The sequence below is a fragment of the Parabacteroides sp. AF14-59 genome (assembly GCF_003479515.1).
In the GTDB taxonomy this organism is placed as follows: domain Bacteria; phylum Bacteroidota; class Bacteroidia; order Bacteroidales; family Tannerellaceae; genus Parabacteroides; species Parabacteroides faecis.
On record NZ_QUHH01000001.1, the window covers coordinates 513,355 to 534,312 of the forward strand.

Consider the following 20,958-nt stretch of genomic DNA (forward strand, 5'->3'; position numbering starts at 1 on the left):
TTCAGATTTTAGCAAGCGCTTCCTCCAGATCTGCAAGCAAATCATCTATATGCTCTGTTCCGATCGATAAACGAACTGTTCCCGGATAGATTTCCTGATCGGCAAGTTCTTCGGCACTAAGTTGCGAGTGTGTCGTACTTGCCGGATGAATAACAAGGGATTTAACATCGGCAACGTTTGCCAACAAAGAGAAAATCTCCAGGCTGTCGATGAAACGGTGCGCTTCCTTTTGTCCTCCCTTTATTTCAAAGGTAAAAATAGAACTGCCACCTTTCGGGAAATACCGCTTGTATAAAGCATGGTCAGGATGATCCGGCAATGACGGATGATTCACTTTTTTCACTCTCGGATGGTCTTTCAGAAAATTCACAACCTTCAGGGCATTTTCCACATGACGTTCCACACGTAATGAAAGCGTTTCCAGTCCTTGTAATAAAATGAATGCATTGAAAGGACTGATGCAAGCCCCTGTATCACGCAGTAAGATGGCGCGAATACGGGTCGCATACGCCGCCGGACCTGCTGCATCGACGAAACGTACACCATGATAACTCGGATCCGGTTCCGTCAGTTGTGGGAATTTACCGGAGGCTACCCAGTCGAATTTACCGGAATCAACAATCACACCACCTAACGATGTTCCGTGACCACCTATAAACTTTGTTGCAGAATGTACCACAATATCAGCACCGTACTCGATCGGGCGTATCAGATAAGGAGTACCGAAAGTATTATCGACGATCAAAGGGATTTGATGACGATGAGCGATATCAGCAACAACTTCTATATCTATAATATTGGAATTCGGATTTCCGAGAGTCTCGATGAAAATAGCCTTCGTATTCGGTTGAATAGCTTTCTCGAAATTCGACAGATCGGCAGGATCGACAAAGGTCGCTGTTATCCCATAAGTAGGCAACGTATGTGCCAGCAGGTTATAACTTCCCCCATAAATAGTTTTAGCAGCGACAATATGGTCACCGGCACGGGCAATGTTTTCAAATGCATATGTAATAGCAGCCGCACCGGAAGCTACAGCCAACCCGGCCACGCCCCCTTCAAGAGCGGCTACACGTTGCTCGAAAACACCTTGTGTCGAATTGGTCAGACGTCCGTATATATTACCCGGATCCTGCAAACCGAAACGGGCAGCGGCATGTGCCGAGTTATGGAATACATAAGAAGTTGTCTGATAAATGGGCACTGCACGTGAATCTGTTGCCGGATCAGCCTGTTCCTGCCCTACATGAAGCTGTAATGTCTCGAAATGTAATTCTCTTTTTGCCATGATCTTATTCTTTTTAGTTTGAGTTATTATTGAATTATTTTCCAGCAAAGTTATCATACACGGAAATATCAAACAAGAAATATCATAAATACAGAAAATAACCCTATTTTTGCAGTATCATACAGAATAAACGAACCAGACAACAATTAAAAAAGATCAGATAAAAGAATTTTATTCTATGGAGACTCTGGATAAAAAGGATTTACAAATCCTCCGTACGCTACAAGAAAATGCACGACTAACGACCAAAGAGCTTGCCGCCCGGGTAAACCTTTCGTCGACACCTGTCTTCGAACGCCTCAGACGCCTGGAGAACGGAGGGTATATAAAAAAGTACATTGCCGTATTGGATGCAGAAAAACTGAATTTGGGTTTTGTCGTCTTTTGCCGCGTCAAACTCAGTAAGCTCAACAAAGAAATAGCGACCGATTTCACACGAGTCATACAAGATATTCCTGAGGTAACCGAATGTTACAACATATCGGGCAGTTACGATTACCTGCTAAAGATACATGCTCCCAATATGAAATACTATCAGGAGTTTATCCTAAACGTTCTGGGGACAATCGACAGTCTCGGATCGCTGGAAAGTACTTTTGTGATGGATGAAGTGAAACATGATTACGGCATCCATATCTGATATCATTTATATGCCTGCATATACCGGATAAAACTTTCTTCCAACCCTCCGCTTTGCCCCTGCAATTGTACAAAGGAGAACATACGTTCGGCAGAAAAATTCGTGATATCGATCACTTTCAAGGTACCTGACATCAACTCGCGGGTAACGGCACGCACCGATACGATAGCCAAAGCATCCGAGTTTTCAAGAAATAACTTGATACTTTCGGTACTCCCTAACTGCATCAGCACATTTAACTGCGATAATTTGATCTGATGTTCGGCAAGCGTTGATTCCAAAACCGCCAATGTTCCGGAACCATTTTCCCGGAGTACCAGCGGAAGTGTGCAAAGTTGTTCCAGCGACAGTTCTTCAAAATGAGCCAGTTTACTACCGGTATGCGTAATCACAACCAATTCGTCTTTCATAAAAGGCGTATAATGAAGAGAACTTTGGCGGGCATTTCCTTCCACCAGCCCCAAAGTGATTTTACCCTCACACAAAGCCTTTTCAATATCATGGCTGTTACCGTTCAGTAAAGAAGCACGAATATCGGGGAACTTCCTGATAAAAGTAGATAATATAGGTGGTAAAACATATTGGGCGATCGTAGTACTGGCCCCCAGGCGCAGGTCGCCACATATATTATCGGTCAGCAGATTCATCTCGAAGTCCAGTTGCCGGTAAGCGGCAAGCAGCGTATTGGTATGCGACAACAACAGTTCTCCGGCCCGCGTCAACATGATACGGCTGCCTGTACGGTCGAACAGAGGCATCTTATATTGCATTTCCAACTCATGAATATGCTTACTTATAGCAGGTTGACTTATATACAACTCTTTTGACGCTTTCGTAAAGCTCAGGTTAGTCGCTACGCTGTAAAATACCTTCAGACGAAAATCCATATTCCTATATTCTTTTAAATAAACTTATCAGGTACAAAGATATGGGTTTATTTACATACTTTTGTATGACCAATACATGAAGACAATATGAAGATCAATAAAAAATTAGTTACAACCATTATCGTTATCGCCGTTACCCTGTTCTTTATCCTTCCGGGTATCGGGTTCAGCATTCTGAATTGGGGTGTCCTCCCACCGGAGAAACTGACCCCGCTTGTCATCGAACAGACTAATAAATTTCTCGATGCCCACCTGGATTGCGAACGGATCGAACTGACTTATTTCGAAACATACCCGCATCTGGGCATCCGGCTTACGAACGGTCATCTGATCTCACATGCAGCAGAAGACTCTACAGCACATAAAGAAAAACTGGCTATCTCCTCCGATTCGTTACTTGCATTCAAAACGGCTGTCATCTCCCTCCGACCGACCGACTACCTTTTCGGCGGCAAAATAACCATAGGCGAGATCAGCATTGATGAACCCCGCTTCTATGGATATGTCAATAAAAAAGGAGCGGCTAACTGGGATATTTATTCCAGCGAAACGGATTCTGCCGAGACTGACAAAAAACCGTTGCCTCCTATCGACCTGCAAAAAGTCCGTATCTCAAACGGCCGTTTCACTTACGACGACCATGAAGCAGATTTATTTGCCGAAATCAATGGCTTTTTCCTCAATCTCGACGGCTCACTAACCAACGGAAAAAACAAACTGGATATTGAAACAGGTTCTACCTCCATCTTGTTCAGCAGCCCGACTTATACATTGGAAAACAAACTGGCATTAAAACTAAAAAGCCAGCTCTTACTTTCTGACAACTTCAATACAATCACATTGAACGATGCCGAACTACTGGTAAACGACCTGCCTTTTACGGCTAACGGCTCTGTCAGCAGTGTACCTCCGCTAAAACAGACTAAAATAGACATGGAGGTAGGGCTCAAAGTATCTGACATGAACGATTTGCTGAAATTCATTCCCGATGCTTATTTTCAGAACAGAGAAAAAACACTGGCAAAAGGAGCAATCGTTGTGGAAGGCAACATACATGGTTACCTCGGCGACAGCATTGTGCCCTCTGTAAACCTATGCTGCAAAATAGAGAATGGCTCCTATCACGTCAAAGGTCTCAAACAAGGGATCGACACCATACAGATGGATATGGATCTTCACCTGAACGGTATGTATCCCGACTCTTCTTTCATGTCATTGGAACAACTGACATTAAAAGGTCTGACAACCTCCCTGGACATGAGCGGAAAAGTCACCAACCTGCTGACGTCCCCCAATATAGATGCGAATATAAAAGGAAAGATCGATTTTACACGGCTAGCAAAAGAGTTCCTGAACCCGGACACATTGCTCCTTCAGGGAGCTATGGATGCCGACCTTTCCGCATCATTCAATGTCGACGATCTATTGAACAGCCAATACGGGAAAGTACATGCTTCCGGCCGTTTGAACATTGATACGTTGAAAGCCTATAGCAAGCCGTTGGGAATGGATGTTTTTATTACTAATGCCGGTTTCTCGGTCGACTCGACACAGCTAAGCAGTTCTTATCTGGAAAATAAAGATCTGTTAAGTATGACTTTATCGGTCGATAGCCTGAACATCAAATACCAGGATGCAATCAGTACAAACATCAGCCGATTGACTATACAGGCAAAAACATCTCCTGTCATAGATACGACGGCTGTTATCCCAATGACTGCTCAACTGAAATTTGACTATCTGCGTACCCGCCTCCCCGATTCCGTATGGCTGGTTGCCGGACAAACAGTCATGAAAGGGGGGATCAAATCATCCGCATCCAACAAACGTATACCGACTGCCGGTGCTACCATCTCAGTCGATACCCTTCGTTATTTCATTCTACCGATGCGTACCGGAATGATCCTTTCCGGAAATACATTTAATATAGAAGCACTCCCCTACCGCGATGCAATACGTCAACGCTGGCTGGCACGGACCGATACGACTACCCATACCACAACCGCAAGAGCGACACGTACGCGCCGTCCAAGAACACCTGACCAGACACAGACAGACACGACTGATGTAACGACACAGTTATTACGCCGTTGGGAAGTCCGTGGCAGTCTTTCTTTCAACAAAATGCGCGGATTCAGCCGTCTTTTACCCGTTCCCATGAAAATGGACCAAACCACCATGAAGTTCAATACCAACAATATTACCCTTACCAATGCTCACCTGCATCTGGGTAAAAGCGATTTCATGCTGAACGGAGAAATAAAACGTATTCGCCAGGCGATGTTACGCGGAGGGAAATTACAAGGAAACTTCTCCCTGACATCCGACTATATCGACTGCAACCAGCTGATGAAAGCGATGAACTCAGGCATGCAATATACAGAGCTACATTCCGCAACTACCGACCAGTCAGTTATTGACGAAGAAAATCTAGTCACAATGGATACCCATACATTACAGGATTCCATTGCTACAGCAACGTTAGACACAACAGACCGCGTATTCGTTATCCCGGCCTATCTGGATATGACGCTTCACACAGATGCAAAAAAGATAGATTTCAAAGATGTCGAACTTAGTAACGTTCTCGGTGAAGTGATCATCCGTGATCAAAGCATCAACCTCAGTAACCTCAAGATGGATTCGAATATCGGTCGTGGACATATGACCATGTTCTACACAGCTAAAGATGAGAGCGGTGCTTCTGCCGGTTTCGATATTGATATGGAAAATGTGATGGTCGAGAAACTGATCGGGTTATATCCTGCCATCGATACCCTGGTCCCTATGTTACGTTCTTTTGAGGGGGTAGTAGACTGCCAGATAACAGCTACTTGTAAAATGGATTCGGTAATGTCACTCGATCTCCCTTCTTTAAATTCAGCCTGCTATCTGCATGGAGAAAATATGGTACTGCTCGATGGCGAGACTTTTACGGAAATATCCAAGACGCTTATGTTCAAAAATAAGAAACGGAATGTCATAGACAGTATCTCTGTCGACCTTGCCATCAAAGACAATAAAATCGAAGTATTCCCCTTTCTGGTCGAAATGGACAGATATAAAGTGGCAGTCGGAGGAACACATAACCTGGACATGACATTCAACTATCATTTATCCGTACTCAAGTCGCCCGTTCCTTTCAAACTGGGAATAGACATCACCGGCAACCTGGACGATTTTAAATACAAGATCGTAAAATGCCGTTACAAAGATTTATTCAAACCGGCTAAAGAAGCCGAACTGGATAGCACACGGACAAATATCCGGAAAGAGATACGGGAATCGATACGCAATCAAATAAAAGAGACTGCTCCCGAACTGGTGAGCAGCCTCTCCTCAAATCATTCAGCGACTCCTCCGGATGGAGAAGCCAGTATTTTATAACTCACGGCCGGAATACATCCGGTCGTAATATTTCATATAGTCACCACCGGTAATTTCTTCCACCCATTGCTGGTTTTCCAGATACCAGCGGATTGTTTTGACAATACCGACTTCAAAACTGGTTTCAGGCGTCCAGCCGAGTTCTTCCGAGATCTTTGTTGGATCGATAGCATAACGCTGGTCATGTCCGAGACGGTCTTTCACAAAAGTGATCAGGCTTTCGTTGATCCAGTCGATCCTGATTTCTCCATCAGGACCGATCTCTTTCTTCTTCAATACCTGACGATATTCGGGGTGTTCAGTCATCAACTGATGAATCGTCTGAATGGTCAGTTTAACAATCTCGATATTCTGCTTTTCGTTATGTCCGCCAACATTATATACTTCTCCTACCCGACCGCGATGAATAACCGCATCGATAGCTTTACAATGATCTTCCACATACAACCAGTCCCGAACATTGGTACCGTCGCCATACACCGGCAAAGATTTTCCTTCCAGAATATTTTTGATAATAAGCGGAATCAGCTTTTCCGGGAAATGATAGGGGCCATAGTTGTTGGAACAACGGGTAATACTTACCGGCATTTTATAAGTATCGGAATATGCCTTTACAAACAAATCGGCACTGGTCTTGGAAGCGCTATACGGACTTCTCGGGTCGAGCGGAGTCGTTTCATGGAAATAACCTTCCGCACCAAGACTGCCATACACCTCATCCGTCGATACCTGATGGAAACGAACACCTTCACGCCACTGCGGATAACCGGTCTCCTCTTTTCCCGTCACCCAGGCTTTGCGCGCAGCGTCCAGCAGGTTTTGTGTTCCCAGAATATTCGTCACCAGAAACAACTGCGGATTTTCAATACTACGGTCTACATGGCTTTCTGCAGCAAAATTGACTACATAATCGAAATTATACTTTGCAAAAAGTTCATCAGCCAGCGTACGGTCACAGATATCCCCCTTTACAAACTCACAACGTTTGCCATCGATATCTCCTGCTATTGTACCCAGATTACCTGCATAAGTAAGCAAGTCGAGAACTACAATCTTTATATCCTGATGCTCTGCCAGCATATATTTGATAAAGTTGGCACCAATAAAACCAGCGGCACCCGTAACCAGATAAGTCTTCATCGTCCGTATTATTTATATGTAAAATTATATTCTGCCTCACTTAAGAGAGGCGCTTTTGTATCTTTCTCTGACAAAGTTAGAGTTTCCGTGTCGGAAATCCTCCAATCGACCCCAATCGAAGGATCATCAAAACGAAGTCCCCTTTCATGACTCGGCATGTAAGGATTATCTACTTTATAAGTAAATACAGCTTCGTCGCTCAATACATGAAATCCATGAGCAAATCCCTGGGGAATAAAGAACTGACGTTTATTCTCTGCTGAAAGTTCGACAGCTACATATTTTCCGAATGTCGGAGAACCGACACGGATATCCACCGCTACATCCAGAACACGTCCGGTGATCACCCGTACCAACTTCGACTGCGAATAAGGAGCCAACTGGTAATGTAATCCACGAAGTACTCCTCTGGAAGAACAGGATTCATTATCCTGAATAAAATTTATTTTACCGATATGTTGCTCGAACTCTTCTTTCTTCCAAGCTTCCATAAAATATCCCCGTGCATCATTAAAAACCTTAGGTTCAATAATCCATACACCCGGGATTTCTGTCTCAATATAATTCATCCTTTCATTTTTATAACTAACAGAAGACAAAGTAACTTCTTTTTCCTTAGTTCTGCAACTATCAACGCCTGCAAAAAGAATGAAAAAGATTTGCATAATCCAAACATAATCCTTTTCTTTGCACTCGCAAAACGATAAGACGTTATTTGAAACAAATTGGTTCCTTGGATGAGTGGCTTAGTCAGCGGTCTGCAAAACCGTGTACGGCGGTTCGAATCCGCCAGGAACCTCTAAAAAGAGTAACAGATTATCGATAAATAAATATTGGTTCCTTGGATGAGTGGCTTAGTCAGTGGTCTGCAAAACCATGTACGGCGGTTCGAATCCGCCAGGAACCTCTGGAAACAGAAGGGTTAGAAAGTTATTTTCTAATCCTTCTGTTTTGTTATTATATCCATTTTGTTTGCCATCAACTTCCTCAAAAAGAAATTACGCCGTTCAATGGCTGTTTAATGTCGTCTGTGAAATATATTTTGTGGTTAAATCAGAGACTTCTACATTTGCCGTCGAAAACAAATGAATTAATCACTCCAACAAATATATATTGTCCAGTTCATAGTAAATGATTAACTTTGCAAATATCACAGCTGCATCAATTACTACTGTAATATCAGGCTGTGCTTACAGGACAAAGGAACAGGATATCATTTGAACATTAATTATACATATAATGGATTATATAGAAATTAAAGGATATAAGTCAATAAAAGAACAAAAAGTTGATTTTAAAGACATTAATATACTCATTGGATCAAATGGTAGCGGAAAAAGCAATTTCATTTCTTTCTTTGAATTTCTAAACCGACTATATAACAGGAATTTGCAGGAATACATCTCCCTAAGAGGGGGATTAGCAATTGCAGATAAGAATTCCTAACAGGACAAAAACTACTATCCAAATACTCATAGACGATGACCGTTTGTATTGATTTTCAGATAAAAAAGAAGAAACTGCGGTTTGATGGCGGGTCAATTCTACTGACGAATTAGCGGTTTTACTACCCGTATCAGTTATGCTGTGATGTTTGTTTCCATGCAATAAAGCTATCTCTGCCGGATATTGTCGGCCGGTACTATCGGGTGGTGAGAAGACCACCCGGGTTATATTCCAGTTTATGGAATCTATCGTGTATATTTTACGGTTCAAAAAAGAAGAATCTTTAAGAGAAAGTTTCAGTGAATCTGTTTGGACAGTCTGTCCCTTTTTTATACTTTCCTGCTGTATCCGGCAGGAGGGTAACATAAAAAGTAAACATAACAACATATAGAATAACACCTGTTGCCGGTTATGACCTCTTTCTTTTAAGGAGATATGTAAGAATTTACGTTTTCTGTAAACAATCGCCTGATCGAAAAGCAACCCCGACTTTTTCAGTATCTCCAGTAACCGGCCCGGTCCTTCCGGTATATAACAATCGACAGCCTCCCCGTTTCGGTGCTGACTGGTGGCAACACCACCGGCCAGACGATTTACAGCTTCACTGCGATACCCGCTCAGAATGGCAATCGGACCATTATTCAACCGCCTTAACGGCTCCAGTAAGTGAATGGCGAGATAAGCCAGGGCTAGGCAAGCAGCAGACGGAGGTTCGTTATCCAAACCGTTTTCTACCGCGATCCTACTGTAAGTCAATTCTTCCTTGCTGAAATGTTCGCTCAGCATGGTTTTATGTCTCGTGTTACTCATGATTGTTGATTTTAAATCTATATGTATAATCCACTCCGAAAAGAGCTCCGGCAAATGTGCTGATCTCGCCAAAAGCCACCAGCACACTACTGTCTATCAACCCGCCAGGGGCTACCCAAAAGCCGCTGAAGAGAAGAACAATCCCGCTCACTGTGAGCAGGATTGCAATAATTAACTGAACCGTTATCCGTTTCATACACCTCTGAGCTTTTTAACTATCAACTATTCTATTTCCGGTCGGTCGCCACCGCCATTCTCTTCATCCTTCTTTTCAGACAACTTCTCAAAACTTACTTGGCTTTTAATGGTACGGAGCGCTTTCCCCGGAAAAAAGCGAACCTTAGGTTCACGGATCAGATTCGTATCAAAAGATTTTTCGTCCGTTACCCCGGAAGACCCGATGGTAAAACGGAAAGTACCCAATTCCCCGACAGTGACACGTCGTCCATGTTGCAGATGACGCACTAATATGACATTCATACGGTCCAATACCGCTTTCACCACAGCGCTACCTACCCCGGAGCTATCGCCTACCTCCTCCACAAATTCATCAAATCCCACAAAATCACCCGAAACAATTTGTGCATACTTCTTTTCAGGGATATCTTTCTTATCATTTCCCAAATTCTTTTTAACCACCAGTTTATACTTTACACTCATGACAACAACAATTTAATAGATTAATATTCAAGATCTTTATCGACATCGATACCACAAAGATAAACTAGTTAAAAACTGAAATATGCTGAAATATGCAACACACATAAGACCACCAAGCAGCCTGTCGTCGTTTTAAATAGAAAAACGGCAACAATCATTGTATATTCCAGAAGGGGTAAAAGCCGGTTATTTTAAGTTCTATTAATCAGAAGGCGACTATTTAGGTTCATTATCAGCTTTCCATAGGTCAAGCAGGTCACTAAAATCATCCGAAGTAAATTCTTTACGGAGCAGATCTCCCAAATATTCAACCGATTTATTATCGTGAAAAACAAGGAGAAGTACAAAAGACAAATGCAGATAAGAAGGCATAAAACCATCCTCCCGCTTTCCCTCCAGTAAAGAGAATACTTTTCGGAGCAGTTCCGGTTGTTGCAGTTCATAGCCAAGCGAACCGATTACCGTTTTATGTAGCAGATAATCCAGTGATTTTTGCCACTGGTGTTGAAACAAATCGGTCAGAAATAACTGGTAACGGGGAGGTGTATTTTCCCAGTCACAAAAGGCCGTATCGACAGCAGCCTTTTTATAAAGTTCCTGTTCCGGCTCTGGTAAGTTTTCCAATAATAACTTAAACATTTTTACAGAGGGTGTTTTTCTCCCAAAGAGTTCTTTTAGTTTTGTATACATAATGCTTTCAGACAGGGGAATGGTTTCCCCCTGCCTGAAAGCACATACCAAGGTCATACTACCATCTATTTCCCATCATTCAAAAATCTCAATAAATCTTTACCGGGCCTGAATTTGACACTGGTACGAGATTTTATCAGGACAGAAATACCGGTATGAGGATTACGTCCAATACGTTCGGTCTGTTTCCAGGAAGAAAAAGTACCGAAACCTTGCAGAACAATAGAACTATCTTTCAATAGTTCGTTTGCCATAACATCTTTGAAGATGTTTATAAAGCGCAAAGAATCCTTTTGAGAGATCGACATCTTTTCAGCGATCTCCCGTGTTAAATCTGATTTGTTCATGATTGTTATGATTATAAAGAATAATATGTAAGGCAATAAAAGAGTGGCATAATATATTCCTAATGGATATTATATCACATGTCAAAGAACGCTTTATTTAAATGGTGCCTACAAACACCGTCAGGTTAAGAACTGTTTATGTTCATAATATGAAAGAATTTGGAGATTAGTTTTTATCACGGACACAACGAACCCTGTCTGTACTTGCTTGGATAGTTCCATAACTTAGAGTTCCATCGGCGAAAACAAATCTACCACGCAAATTACTATCACTATGGTAAATAGAAGTGCTCCAATAATGTTTATCAATAAACTTTTCAGCATTATTCCCTTCTTCAATCTTTGATCGATTATCATACATTATTTTTAATTCTAGCATCGTCGGAAGCCGCCAATCACTATAACCATCTTCTTCCAAAGAGGAACAATATTCAGTCACTGCCGCATATCTCCTATCAGGACCTCCTAATTGCGTTCTTTGTACTTGTATAACATAAGAACCACCTCCTTCAACTAATGTTTTCCTATTATTAAAATCCGCTTCACCATCATAATCAAACGGAGGATAATCCGGCAGTTTTTCACCCATAAATTCATTATAGAAACTAAGTAAACTTTGATTAATTTCAAGATCAAAAGCAGTCAAACCTGCAATCTGATTGATTGTTACAGACAACTCCCGTGTAGGTACAGCACCTATTACACTCAATGCATATTCAGCAGTACGAGTATCTCTTTCATTTTTTGTAGCACTAAAAGACAAAGTCTGATTTCCTGTGTAAGTTTTATTCTCTGGCGAAGTAATACCATCCGCTTCTACTATTGGACTCAAACTCCAAGGTAAGCCTGTTGTTGCTGATACTATAATAGAAGTAACTCCTCCATCTCTAGGAATATCATTAGGGGAAATTACCTCAAACACCGATCCTTCCTGTACTACCGTTATATCCTCTGATGGTCCCGGATGAGAATCACCAGTTTCATTTCCGACATGTACCGCGATCGTCCCTTTCCGTTTTGAAGCATTTAAATTTAAAGTAGTCTTGTAATTAATTTCTTGAGAGCTTTTACTGGTAATCCCACTTTCCGGAGTCAATAAAGACAACCAATCAGTTCCACTAATTACTGTAGCAACCCACGGTAAGTCGTGGGTTGCTACAAAACTGTCTGACAGTATTTCGGCAGCTTCCGGTCCTAGATTGGGAGTTCGGTCAGAGACAGAAATTGTTGCTCCAATCTGGGTCACAGATATGCTTTTAGTCAGATCCGGATAGAGAGTACCGATCGCATCACCTGCCTTTACCTGGATTTCCCCGGTACGGGTTGCAGCGGAAGGATTACTGGATAAAGCCTTAACCTTTAAGAATTCCTCAGAACCTGAAGCCTCCGTTCCTGTTTGTGGAACGTCCCCGTTCCACCCAAGCCATTCTCCCCATTCAGAAGTTAAAGTAGCAGACCAGGGTATCCCCCGGGTAGCTGTAAACGAACAGTTTCCTTCAGAACCTCCGCCAGCATCCAATGATATAGGTATTCCGGTTGTTAAAGTAGACGGATTCTGTCTTACCGTAATTTCTTTTTCTCCCACCGTAAACGCTGTTTCACGCACTTTGGCACTAGGATTGGCTGTCACAGTCTTAAACTCCACCTTATAAGGACCTATAAAATCCAGTCGGTTCCCCGACTCATACGTTGTCTCTCCTACAGTTGCAGATAACCAGCCGGGGATAGTAAAATACCAGGGAACTCCCGGACGGGTGGTCACCTGAAAAATACCGGTAGCCCCTTTTTCCGGTCCCAGATTCTCCGGATCCTGCATTTCGGGCACTATCCCTACCGTTACCCGCTTATCAGAAAAATCTATGCCCGTCAAGGTTACATTTATAGTATAAAGACCGTTCCTCACTATAGTATAATCATTATTCCCATTACCGGGATAAAGCGTAAAAACAACATTTTCATATCGAACCCCGTCCTGCACAGCCTCCCCCGTCAAACGGATACAGGTCGCAAGCGTTACTCCCTCGCCGGTTTTATTGACCGCCTTATCACCCGTATTGTCTCCTGTACCAGCCGGATTCTCCGGTAGATACCAATATTGCGTACCGCTATTACCGGGTGAGGTAGCAGTATACGTTTTAAAATTATCTTCTCCGGTCAGTTGCGTTGGATTTTCATCTCCGATATATTTCATCTGTACCGGGACATTACACAATTCTAGTGAAGAAACGATAAAAGAAAAATTCTCTCCATCTACCGAATAGGTGAATTTAATTTTGGCAAGAGAACGTTTCAGCTGAATATCCGCACTGATATTCTCTGTGATTTCACCCGACCACATACCGGTCATTACACAAAGGTTATTGTTCGGCAATCCGTCATCCGTAAAAGCACTCTCTACTGAATATGCTTTTAATTCAGATTCAGTCGCTACCTTCCCCGTCAGACTTCCCGCATTGGCCACAGCCCATACATGCGATGTTCCTGTTATTCTTTTCAAAGGAAGATTCACATTCTCCTGGGATGCCAAAGATGAAAAATATTCATCTGTAACCAAATCGCCATTCTCCCTATACTGTCCCACCCACAGGTTCAGTATCGTCTTATCCGAGGTATCCCCTGGATCGCTCGTCGAGCGGGTAACAGTATCGCCCACAACCTCCGGAAGGCTATTAGGTTTCTCTGTTCCACAGGAAGTAAAAGCGACACTTCGGGTATTTGTTATTGTTGTAGCCAGCACATTCAGATGAAAACACGAAGAAACCTCCTCCGTCTTTCCCTCTTTAGCACCTGTCATCACCTCGCTTTGCGTGCAACCACAAAACAGGCTCAACAAGAAGAATACGTTCAACGTCACTTCTTTTTTTCTGATCCTTTTTCTTTCCATTTTCCTGTTTGTTACAATACTAATCGATCTTTTTCCCACCGATCGTCCCACCTCCCGTCCAGGGTATGTTCTCCCAATCGGCTACTACCAAACCGAAAGGGGTTCCGGGGGTAACTTCCGGTTCAGTCGGACGACCGGACGGAGCCCCTCCTATATTATGATCCGTCCATCCGAAAGGAGACCAATCATAGACACTCAAACGAAGCAGACTCCGATCGTTTTCCACTTCCAATGTAAACACATATTGTTTTCCCTCTTCAAAAACAATATTTTTTGAAATCATTGCTTCCAATTTTACGGCAATACCGTTGCGGGCCACCGTCACCGCCACACCGAACGCCTCACTGTTCTTTGGCAACAGAATCGTTGTCGTCCGGTTCAGTCCCAACGGGTTTGGCTGATCCGGATTCTCAGAATCTGGTAAAGTAACAAAATCCGTTGTCGACAGCTTACCTGCATCCGTCCGGTCGCCACCGGACGGCGAGATGATCTCGCTTTCCCCTACCGATAAACTGGCTCCCGCCGATGAGATAGCAGACAGTTCAAGACGTGTCCCGCAAAGGGAAGAGATCGGTACAATATTCCCTTTGGTAGGTGCGACCTCAAAAACGACCTGCGCACATTTACGACGAAACGCCCGGAGGGTAACGACCCGGGCAACCTGCGAGACTTCAACGCCACGTACAAAAGAGGTCATTACATCCTCCTGATGCGGAATATCGGTGACTTGCCACTTCCCATCAACCTGTGTCAAAGGACGTGCCGGAGAGACCGCGTAAAAATCATATCTACCTGCCGGTATTCTCATCTCTTCTCCTTTTCCGGCAATTTGTTTCCCACTCTCATCCACCTGACAAGGCACCAGATCACCTTCAACGCCTACAACAAAAGTCGCTTCTACCGTCGGGGCCGTAACGGAAAAGTCTGCAGAGGCAGTCACCTCCCCCAATTCACCCAGGTGATAGGCTGCAATACGTATCGTACTCCCTACAGGCAAAGAAACCGCTTCTGTACTACGGGTTATCGGCAAAAGCTCCAACGCAGGAGACGCGAATGATAATGTGATAAGATCGTTTTTTTCCACCCCTTCTTCCACGAAACTGCCAGTACACCCTGTCCCCGATAAGAGACAAAATGTAAACAGTAAAAAGAGATTTACAGAAAGCCGTTCTATCATCAAAAATTATCCTTTATTTATACTACTCTACCGGGACAACAACAGGCTCTGGTGTCTCATCCCAACCTACCACCTGTACCTGACTGAACTCGATGCCTTTGTCGGTAACAGTCATGGTATAGACATAATGTTTACCCTGCTCCCAGGTAGCAGCGACAGTGTTCTCTTTCGTCTGATAGGTATGGTCTTTATCCGTATTAAGCTCACCTTTGGGACCCAATGTGATCTTTACTCCCATCTGTCCTGTACACGGCGCTACCAAACCGTATGCCTGAGGTGAGGGGACTACCGTAGAACCTGACTCTGCAGCTTCTGCTACTTCTGTCACTGGTTCAGACCATGCGGCAACCTGTCCTTGATTCTCTGTTTTTGCCGTCAGCGTCAATGCAGTAGTAGTCGATGTTCCGGTTAATGCGCCATCCGTCAAACGCATAACGGCACTTGAGGGATTCGAAGCTACTACAAATGCAGTACCATTACTCGTCAGTTCCAGCTTCTTCACATAATCCTCTGTTGTAACTTCTTGTCCCTCCGCTTTCATCACACGGAAACTGATTTTAGCCAGGGCATGCTGCATAGATAAAGCAACAGACGGGCTCAAATGATTCACGACAGGAGCTGTTTTATTTTCAGCCGTCCCATAGAGATAATCAATCTGATTCGTTTCCCATTCATTGCCATAGCCAAAAGACTGTTCAGACAAAATAACCGGTGCACTCAAAACAGGTATTTTCTGACTACTTCCATCCAGTTTACCTTCTACATCGGAAGGCGCCCAAGCATAAACCGTACCGTCGGTATCTCCCAGATTCAATGTTTTATCCGCAGTCCATGTTAGTGTGCCTCCACCATCACTATTACTACTACAGGTAAATATTTGTTTTTCGACCAGGGAAGAATAATATTCCCTGGTATCACTTCCTTTCGTCACCAATACCCCGATCGTTTTAAGGATATTGTCTGCACCGTCAGCCCCCGTCTTTTCATACACAGCTTTTGTTCCTTCGGTAAGGGATAAAAAACTGACAGACAAAGCACTTGTTTCCTCTTCATCAGGTTCCTTTTCCGACAAACCTGTTTCCGCTACGGTACAGGCAGTAAGAAAAAGAGATGGTAACAAATATTTTATTCCACACATCATAATTCGATATTTCCTCCCAGTTCCTCATTCCATTCGGCAACGCTCACGCTCGTCACTTCCAGCTTACGCTGTGAAGCACAGACCGTATATACATAGTTCGTCCCTGCCTGCCATGCCCAGACATCCGTCACCGGTAAGGATATCGTATAATCCTGACCGTCGATCGTAAAAACTACTTCGATCTCATTTTCCGGTATATTTGTAAGCGGATAAGTCAGAAGACTTATTTTCCGAGCTACTTTCGGACCGGTGACCGTTCCACTTACAATATAAGTTGTTAAAGTTAGATTTCCCGACTTGACTTCTTTCGGTATTGTATAACCACTGACTGTTCGCGTCAGATTATCCGATGTGTTAGTCGACAGCCCCGCTATCGTTCCATCCGCCAGTTTCATTGTCGCCCCGTCAGTTGTTTTGATCAAGGTCTTACTATCTGCATTTTTGAGTTTGATCTGTGTTAGTTTTCCGTCTCCCGGTAAAGTACCGTCATTGTAAAGCCGGAAAGAAACCATTGTCAATGCATGTGCCATCGTCAGGTCGATGGAGCGACCGGGGCTACTTTGCGTCCGACCGTTGCTAACCTTACGATTACTGTTATCGGCATATAGATAATCAGTCTCGACCGGAGCACAGATTATTTTCTTCTTATTCGCCGACGCATTCTGAGTCCATGCCCCCCCGTCAAAACGCAAGTCGGCATTCGTTAAATCATCCGATAATGTGATCGTTCCGGTCTTCTGCAGCGGAGCAGGAATGGTCAGCGCAGAAGAAGTCGTTCCCGTAACCGTACTTGTTTTCGGATAATAAGCATAGACCGTACCGACCGCATCACTCAACGTATAAGGGGCAGCAGTAGCAGCAGCAAAACTCTCTCCCTTGTCGGAAATAGACTTCCATGTCTCTCCTTTCTCGTCCCCAATAAACCAGACATGGTCGGCAGAAATTCCTCCTCCTGAATAGGCTGCGGATCCTTCTGAATTCAGTATCACGACACCTATCCCTAACGCATCCGTAGAATAATTAGTCTTGGTATACGTAATCGCATCCCCACCTACCACCGATTTTGTTTCAGCGGACAGTACTCCGGTTGATATACCTAACACTGCCGGTTCGTTCTCCCCGTCATCTCCTGTTAAAATTTCCTGCTGCGTGCAACCTGTTGCCGACAGCAAAGCAGCCAATGCTGCTAATGAAAATAATTGTTTCATACTATTTTGTTTTAAAATATCATTCTTCGCATGAGGGCATAAAAAAGCCCTCAATATCTCTATCGTCCGAGACATTGAGGGTTTAAAGAAAAATATTCTTACAAAATGTATTACAGCTTCGCTATTTCTTCAGCAGTCAAACCGGTCGCCTGCGAGATAAGCAAAATCATTTACAGCTTACCTTACTATTTTTCTTCAAACCCTCAATATGTCAAAGATCGCTTCTATCAGTTCTTATATATTCACCTGACACGGTTCTCTCACCGCTGCCTTTTCTCTCTTCCGTTCAACACCTCACCCGTTGGAATGAAGTACCGAAGCGTAGTTTGGTAGTGGATATTCTATTACCCTCCAAACCTCGAATTACAGACCATTATCATTTATTGAATTGGCTGGGCACACCTATTTATCTCTTACACAGCGAACATAGTAGATAGTTTTACTGTCTTGAATGTTATAAACTTCTCCGTTACCTAGGAGCACAAGCCAATGATATCCACCATTACTACTTGTTCCAGTCCAGTGCCATTGAGTACTTAACTCAGTAAAACCGTCAACAGAATTTAATGAATTTCTGTTGTTGGCTATTATCAACAATTCATCTTTTGATGGCAAACGCCAATCATTTTTTCCTTCTGCCTCCAAACAATTACAATATGAGTCAGCACTAGTCCAATTCATACTTCCTCCACTGTCATCTGTTTTACATATCTGAAAGTTTCCTATATAAACGCCTGTCTCATTCGCTGTTTGCGTAGCAATAACCGTTATTGTACGTACCGGACTTAGTACCACAAGGAACGTACCGGAACGTTCACCCCCTGTATTGGCAGAAGCCGTAAACGTTAATGTCCCATTGCCGGTACCGCTACTAGGGTTTACCGTTATACCATTATCAGTAGCAGAATTTATTTTCCATGGTAAACCTGTAGTAGCTGTAACAGAACCGGTAACACTACCACCTGTATTTGCGATTTGTGTAGTCGGACCGGTAACACTAAAAGCAGAAGCTAGTTGCCTGATCGCAACATTTGTTGTCATTCCTCCTGCTGTTACCGATATGTTACCTGTTTTATCTGCACTATTTAAATTTAAACTACTTGTTTTATATCCTAATGTCTCTTTTTCACCGCTCGTGTTTTCGGAGGCTGCTGCCTCCAAGGTTAACCAATCAGGAACAACAATGGACAAAGGCAATCCTTTAGTTGCCTGATACGTGAGTGTTCCACTGTCATCAGCGGTTGCAGCCAATGTGGGTTTATCACCGGAAGCTGTCAGCGATGAAGCCTTTTGATTTACAGTAATCGCACCTGTCGGACCACCATCCTCGTCACCTGCCCGGACGGTGATCGTACCGCTTCGTTGGGAGGCATTTGGGTTCACCGTTACATCAAAGGAGATCGTTTGAGCAGAACCCGTTGTCTGATCTCCCGAGGTCACACCTGTCAGGGTAATCCAATCGTCATTCGTTATTTTTGCCGCCCACGACAAACCGGATGTAGCTGTAAACGAAGAAGACTGCCCGCTGGCGGCTACCGGTTCAACCTCTACAACGGAACCCTTAACTGTAGAAGCAGCCTGCCTGACCGCTATCTCTTTTGTCAAATTGGGATAATTAAGGTCACCTACCGAAGCACCGACTTTCACTGTGACCGTGCCGGTACGTTCCTCTGCCCGTGGATTACTGGAGACAGCTTTTACGTTCAACGCCTGTTGCTCTCCTGTAGTTTCTTCACCGGACACTCCCGGGTTATCATCCGACCATTTCCACCAGCTATCCCCGCTTACGGCAACCAGCCACGACAGCCCCTTCGTAGCTGTAAAAGAAGAAGCAGCTTCTGAACCGGCGGCAGCTCCTAAAGAAAAATCTCCTCCAGTCGTCAAAACCGAACCGGCTTGTGTAAGAGTGATCTTCTGGGGTTCTCCATTCACATCTACCGAAAACGAGACGCTCCTGTCCTCCGCCTTCGGGTTGGAAGACAATGCCTCAAAGACGACATTTGCCGGTCCCTGGTAATCTACTCCTACACCCGTTCCAACAACTTTTCCTTCTACTATCGCCGACAGCCACTCCTCCAGTTCGATCGACCATTCCTGACCCGGACGGGCAGTGATCTGTACCTCTGTCTGACCGCCTTTCTCTGCAGGCATATTCCCCCCTGTTACTACGATCGGCGGTATATTACCGACCGTGATGCGCTCGTCCGAAATATCTATTCCAACCAACTTTACATTCATCTTATAATAGGAATTACGTACAATATCATAATTGTTTTTATCCGTACCCGGATAAAAACAGAATGTAACATTCTCGTAAGTCACCCCACCCTGCACGGCCGTTCCGGTCAGTTTAATAAACGTGGCGTCACTCACTCCTTTGCCTGTTTTCTTCTTTTCCGCATCGACAGTATTATCGTCGCTTACCGTTCCCGCCATATTCTCCGGCAAATACCAATACATGGTTGTACCCTGCTCATTGACCTCACCGGTATAAGTCGTATAGCTCATCTCCTGCAGCTGACTTTCCGGTGCGTCTACCTGCATTTTCTGCGGAACCGAGCAGAGTGCCACACTAGTAGGCTTAAATGTAAAGCCGTCTTCCCCCATCGAATAGGTAAATTCAATTTTTGCCAACAAGCGCGTCAACTCCACCTCTACTTCTTTTACACCATCTTCCTTTACTACCCCTTGCCAGGAGCCAGCCATTCCGCACAAGTTATTCGTCGGCAAACCGTGCTCCGTCGAAGCATACGACAAGACATGTTTCTTCAAATCCGCCTCTTTTTCAATCCTTCCCAGGTTGCCGGCATTCGCAACGAACCAAACCCTGCTTTCCATTTCGTCCTGGTTTTTCTTTAATTTCACGTTCACCTGGTCACCGTTGAAAGAATCTATATATTTACAAAACAGAAGAGCCCCGGTCGAGGCATCGTACTGCCCCACCCAAATGGCGGATATCCGGCTCTCCAAACCATCCCCCAACGGGTTGGCGGCACGGGTATCCATCCGGTCGGTTTCACCAGCAACCAGCGTATCCGATTCTACCGTTCCTTCAGCCGTACACGTGAGACTACGGGTCATTGCCGTCCGGCAAGCCTCTACATGCAGGAGAAAGCCAGCATCCACATCTTTCAGCGTTTGCCGTGCAGCATCCTCTTCGCCTACATCTGCCAGTGTGCAACTACCGGCAAGAAGCAAAATCAACCAGGCAAACCATTCTATTTTATTTACTCGTTCCATCCCTTCACGCGTT

16 protein-coding genes, 2 tRNA genes and 1 pseudogene are annotated in these 20,958 nt (G+C 44.0%); 5 read left to right on the forward strand and 14 right to left on the reverse strand.

Going from position 1 to position 20,958, the window contains the following annotated elements; genetic code table 11:
- Position 1 precedes the first annotated feature (1 nt).
- Positions 2–1,288 (reverse strand): O-acetylhomoserine aminocarboxypropyltransferase/cysteine synthase family protein, encoded by a 1,287-nt coding sequence (locus DWW23_RS02015; protein WP_122351604.1) that lies wholly within the window; start codon positions 1,286–1,288, stop codon positions 2–4.
- Positions 1,289–1,466: 178 nt separating this feature from the next.
- Here DWW23_RS02015 and DWW23_RS02020 point away from each other — a divergent pair, with 178 nt between their 5' ends.
- Complete coding sequence (locus DWW23_RS02020) at positions 1,467–1,928, forward strand: Lrp/AsnC family transcriptional regulator (RefSeq protein WP_122351605.1); 462 nt, start codon at positions 1,467–1,469, stop codon at positions 1,926–1,928.
- Positions 1,929–1,930: 2 nt separating this feature from the next.
- Here the strand turns inward: DWW23_RS02020 and DWW23_RS02025 are convergent, their stop codons facing one another.
- On the reverse strand, positions 1,931–2,815 hold the full coding sequence (locus DWW23_RS02025) for a LysR family transcriptional regulator (protein WP_122351606.1): 885 nt from the start codon (positions 2,813–2,815) through the stop codon (positions 1,931–1,933).
- Positions 2,816–2,902: 87 nt separating this feature from the next.
- Here DWW23_RS02025 and DWW23_RS02030 point away from each other — a divergent pair, with 87 nt between their 5' ends.
- Complete coding sequence (locus DWW23_RS02030) at positions 2,903–6,202, forward strand: AsmA-like C-terminal region-containing protein (RefSeq protein ID WP_122351607.1); 3,300 nt, start codon at positions 2,903–2,905, stop codon at positions 6,200–6,202.
- On the opposite strand, the gene rfbB is transcribed toward DWW23_RS02030, so the two are convergent.
- Positions 6,197–7,342 carry a dTDP-glucose 4,6-dehydratase gene (gene rfbB, locus DWW23_RS02035; RefSeq protein WP_122351608.1) on the reverse strand — a complete coding sequence of 382 codons (1,146 nt, stop codon included), beginning with the start codon at positions 7,340–7,342 and terminating at the stop codon, positions 6,197–6,199. The two genes, DWW23_RS02030 and rfbB, sit on opposite strands and share 6 nt — an antisense overlap.
- Before the next feature lie 8 nt (positions 7,343–7,350).
- A complete protein-coding gene (gene rfbC / locus DWW23_RS02040) occupies positions 7,351–7,911 on the reverse strand; it encodes a dTDP-4-dehydrorhamnose 3,5-epimerase (protein WP_122351681.1) in 561 nt (186 codons plus the stop codon).
- 158 nt (positions 7,912–8,069) lie between these two features.
- On the opposite strand from rfbC, the gene DWW23_RS02045 reads away from it, so the two are divergent.
- From DWW23_RS02045 to DWW23_RS02055, 3 genes are all read left to right on the forward strand, one after another.
- A tRNA-Cys gene (locus tag DWW23_RS02045) sits at positions 8,070–8,141 on the forward strand.
- 36 nt (positions 8,142–8,177) lie between these two features.
- A tRNA-Cys gene (locus tag DWW23_RS02050) sits at positions 8,178–8,249 on the forward strand.
- A gap of 332 nt (positions 8,250–8,581) precedes the next feature.
- Entirely contained in the window at positions 8,582–8,788 is a 207-nt protein-coding gene (locus DWW23_RS02055; protein WP_122351609.1) for an AAA family ATPase, read from the forward strand.
- Between the two features lie 387 nt (positions 8,789–9,175).
- On the opposite strand, the pseudogene DWW23_RS27005 reads toward DWW23_RS02055, so the two are convergent.
- The 10 genes and pseudogenes from DWW23_RS27005 to DWW23_RS02105 all read right to left on the reverse strand — a co-directional run.
- Positions 9,176–9,598, reverse strand: a pseudogene (locus DWW23_RS27005) (D-Ala-D-Ala carboxypeptidase family metallohydrolase); the annotation flags it as partial.
- Entirely contained in the window at positions 9,591–9,794 is a 204-nt protein-coding gene (locus tag DWW23_RS02065) for a hypothetical protein (protein ID WP_122351611.1), read from the reverse strand. The gene DWW23_RS02065 and the pseudogene DWW23_RS27005, both read right to left, overlap by 8 nt.
- Before the next feature lie 26 nt (positions 9,795–9,820).
- Positions 9,821–10,258 (reverse strand): HU family DNA-binding protein, encoded by a 438-nt coding sequence (locus DWW23_RS02070; protein ID WP_122351612.1) that lies wholly within the window; start codon positions 10,256–10,258, stop codon positions 9,821–9,823.
- Positions 10,259–10,474: 216 nt separating this feature from the next.
- Positions 10,475–10,897, reverse strand: coding sequence for a hypothetical protein (locus DWW23_RS02075; RefSeq protein WP_147382580.1), 423 nt, complete (start codon positions 10,895–10,897; stop codon positions 10,475–10,477).
- Positions 10,898–11,013: 116 nt separating this feature from the next.
- Entirely contained in the window at positions 11,014–11,295 is a 282-nt protein-coding gene (locus DWW23_RS02080) for an HU family DNA-binding protein (RefSeq protein ID WP_122351614.1), read from the reverse strand.
- Between the two features lie 166 nt (positions 11,296–11,461).
- Positions 11,462–14,179: a BACON domain-containing protein gene (locus tag DWW23_RS02085; RefSeq protein WP_122351615.1), complete on the reverse strand. Its 2,718-nt coding sequence runs from the start codon at positions 14,177–14,179 to the stop codon at positions 11,462–11,464.
- A 19-nt stretch (positions 14,180–14,198) separates the two neighbouring features.
- The gene (locus DWW23_RS02090; protein WP_122351616.1) at positions 14,199–15,356 is read right to left on the reverse strand and encodes a fimbrillin family protein; all 1,158 of its coding nucleotides are present in this window, start codon (positions 15,354–15,356) and stop codon (positions 14,199–14,201) included.
- Positions 15,357–15,378: 22 nt separating this feature from the next.
- Positions 15,379–16,497, reverse strand: coding sequence for a fimbrillin family protein (locus DWW23_RS02095; RefSeq protein ID WP_122351617.1), 1,119 nt, complete (start codon positions 16,495–16,497; stop codon positions 15,379–15,381).
- Positions 16,494–17,705: a fimbrillin family protein gene (locus DWW23_RS02100; RefSeq protein WP_122351618.1), complete on the reverse strand. Its 1,212-nt coding sequence runs from the start codon at positions 17,703–17,705 to the stop codon at positions 16,494–16,496. The genes DWW23_RS02095 and DWW23_RS02100 overlap by 4 nt, the downstream gene beginning before the upstream one ends.
- Before the next feature lie 402 nt (positions 17,706–18,107).
- Positions 18,108–20,945, reverse strand: coding sequence for a BACON domain-containing protein (locus tag DWW23_RS02105; RefSeq protein ID WP_122351619.1), 2,838 nt, complete (start codon positions 20,943–20,945; stop codon positions 18,108–18,110).
- Positions 20,946–20,958: the final 13 nt, after the last annotated feature.

Bases quoted from the DNA above. Each gene is read 5' to 3' on its own strand.
- DWW23_RS02015 (WP_122351604.1), bottom strand. From the start codon at position 1,288: ATGGCAAAAAGAGAATTACATTTCGAGACATTACAGCTTCATGTAGGG.
- DWW23_RS02020 (WP_122351605.1), top strand. From the start codon at position 1,467: ATGGAGACTCTGGATAAAAAGGATTTACAAATCCTCCGTACGCTACAA.
- DWW23_RS02025 (WP_122351606.1), bottom strand. From the start codon at position 2,815: ATGGATTTTCGTCTGAAGGTATTTTACAGCGTAGCGACTAACCTGAGC.
- DWW23_RS02030 (WP_122351607.1), top strand. From the start codon at position 2,903: ATGAAGATCAATAAAAAATTAGTTACAACCATTATCGTTATCGCCGTT.
- rfbB (WP_122351608.1), bottom strand. From the start codon at position 7,342: ATGAAGACTTATCTGGTTACGGGTGCCGCTGGTTTTATTGGTGCCAAC.
- rfbC (WP_122351681.1), bottom strand. From the start codon at position 7,911: ATGAATTATATTGAGACAGAAATCCCGGGTGTATGGATTATTGAACCT.
- DWW23_RS02055 (WP_122351609.1), top strand. From the start codon at position 8,582: ATGGATTATATAGAAATTAAAGGATATAAGTCAATAAAAGAACAAAAA.
- DWW23_RS02065 (WP_122351611.1), bottom strand. From the start codon at position 9,794: ATGAAACGGATAACGGTTCAGTTAATTATTGCAATCCTGCTCACAGTG.
- DWW23_RS02070 (WP_122351612.1), bottom strand. From the start codon at position 10,258: ATGAGTGTAAAGTATAAACTGGTGGTTAAAAAGAATTTGGGAAATGAT.
- DWW23_RS02075 (WP_147382580.1), bottom strand. From the start codon at position 10,897: ATGTTTAAGTTATTATTGGAAAACTTACCAGAGCCGGAACAGGAACTT.
- DWW23_RS02080 (WP_122351614.1), bottom strand. From the start codon at position 11,295: ATGAACAAATCAGATTTAACACGGGAGATCGCTGAAAAGATGTCGATC.
- DWW23_RS02085 (WP_122351615.1), bottom strand. From the start codon at position 14,179: ATGGAAAGAAAAAGGATCAGAAAAAAAGAAGTGACGTTGAACGTATTC.
- DWW23_RS02090 (WP_122351616.1), bottom strand. From the start codon at position 15,356: ATGATAGAACGGCTTTCTGTAAATCTCTTTTTACTGTTTACATTTTGT.
- DWW23_RS02095 (WP_122351617.1), bottom strand. From the start codon at position 16,497: ATGATGTGTGGAATAAAATATTTGTTACCATCTCTTTTTCTTACTGCC.
- DWW23_RS02100 (WP_122351618.1), bottom strand. From the start codon at position 17,705: ATGAAACAATTATTTTCATTAGCAGCATTGGCTGCTTTGCTGTCGGCA.
- DWW23_RS02105 (WP_122351619.1), bottom strand. From the start codon at position 20,945: ATGGAACGAGTAAATAAAATAGAATGGTTTGCCTGGTTGATTTTGCTT.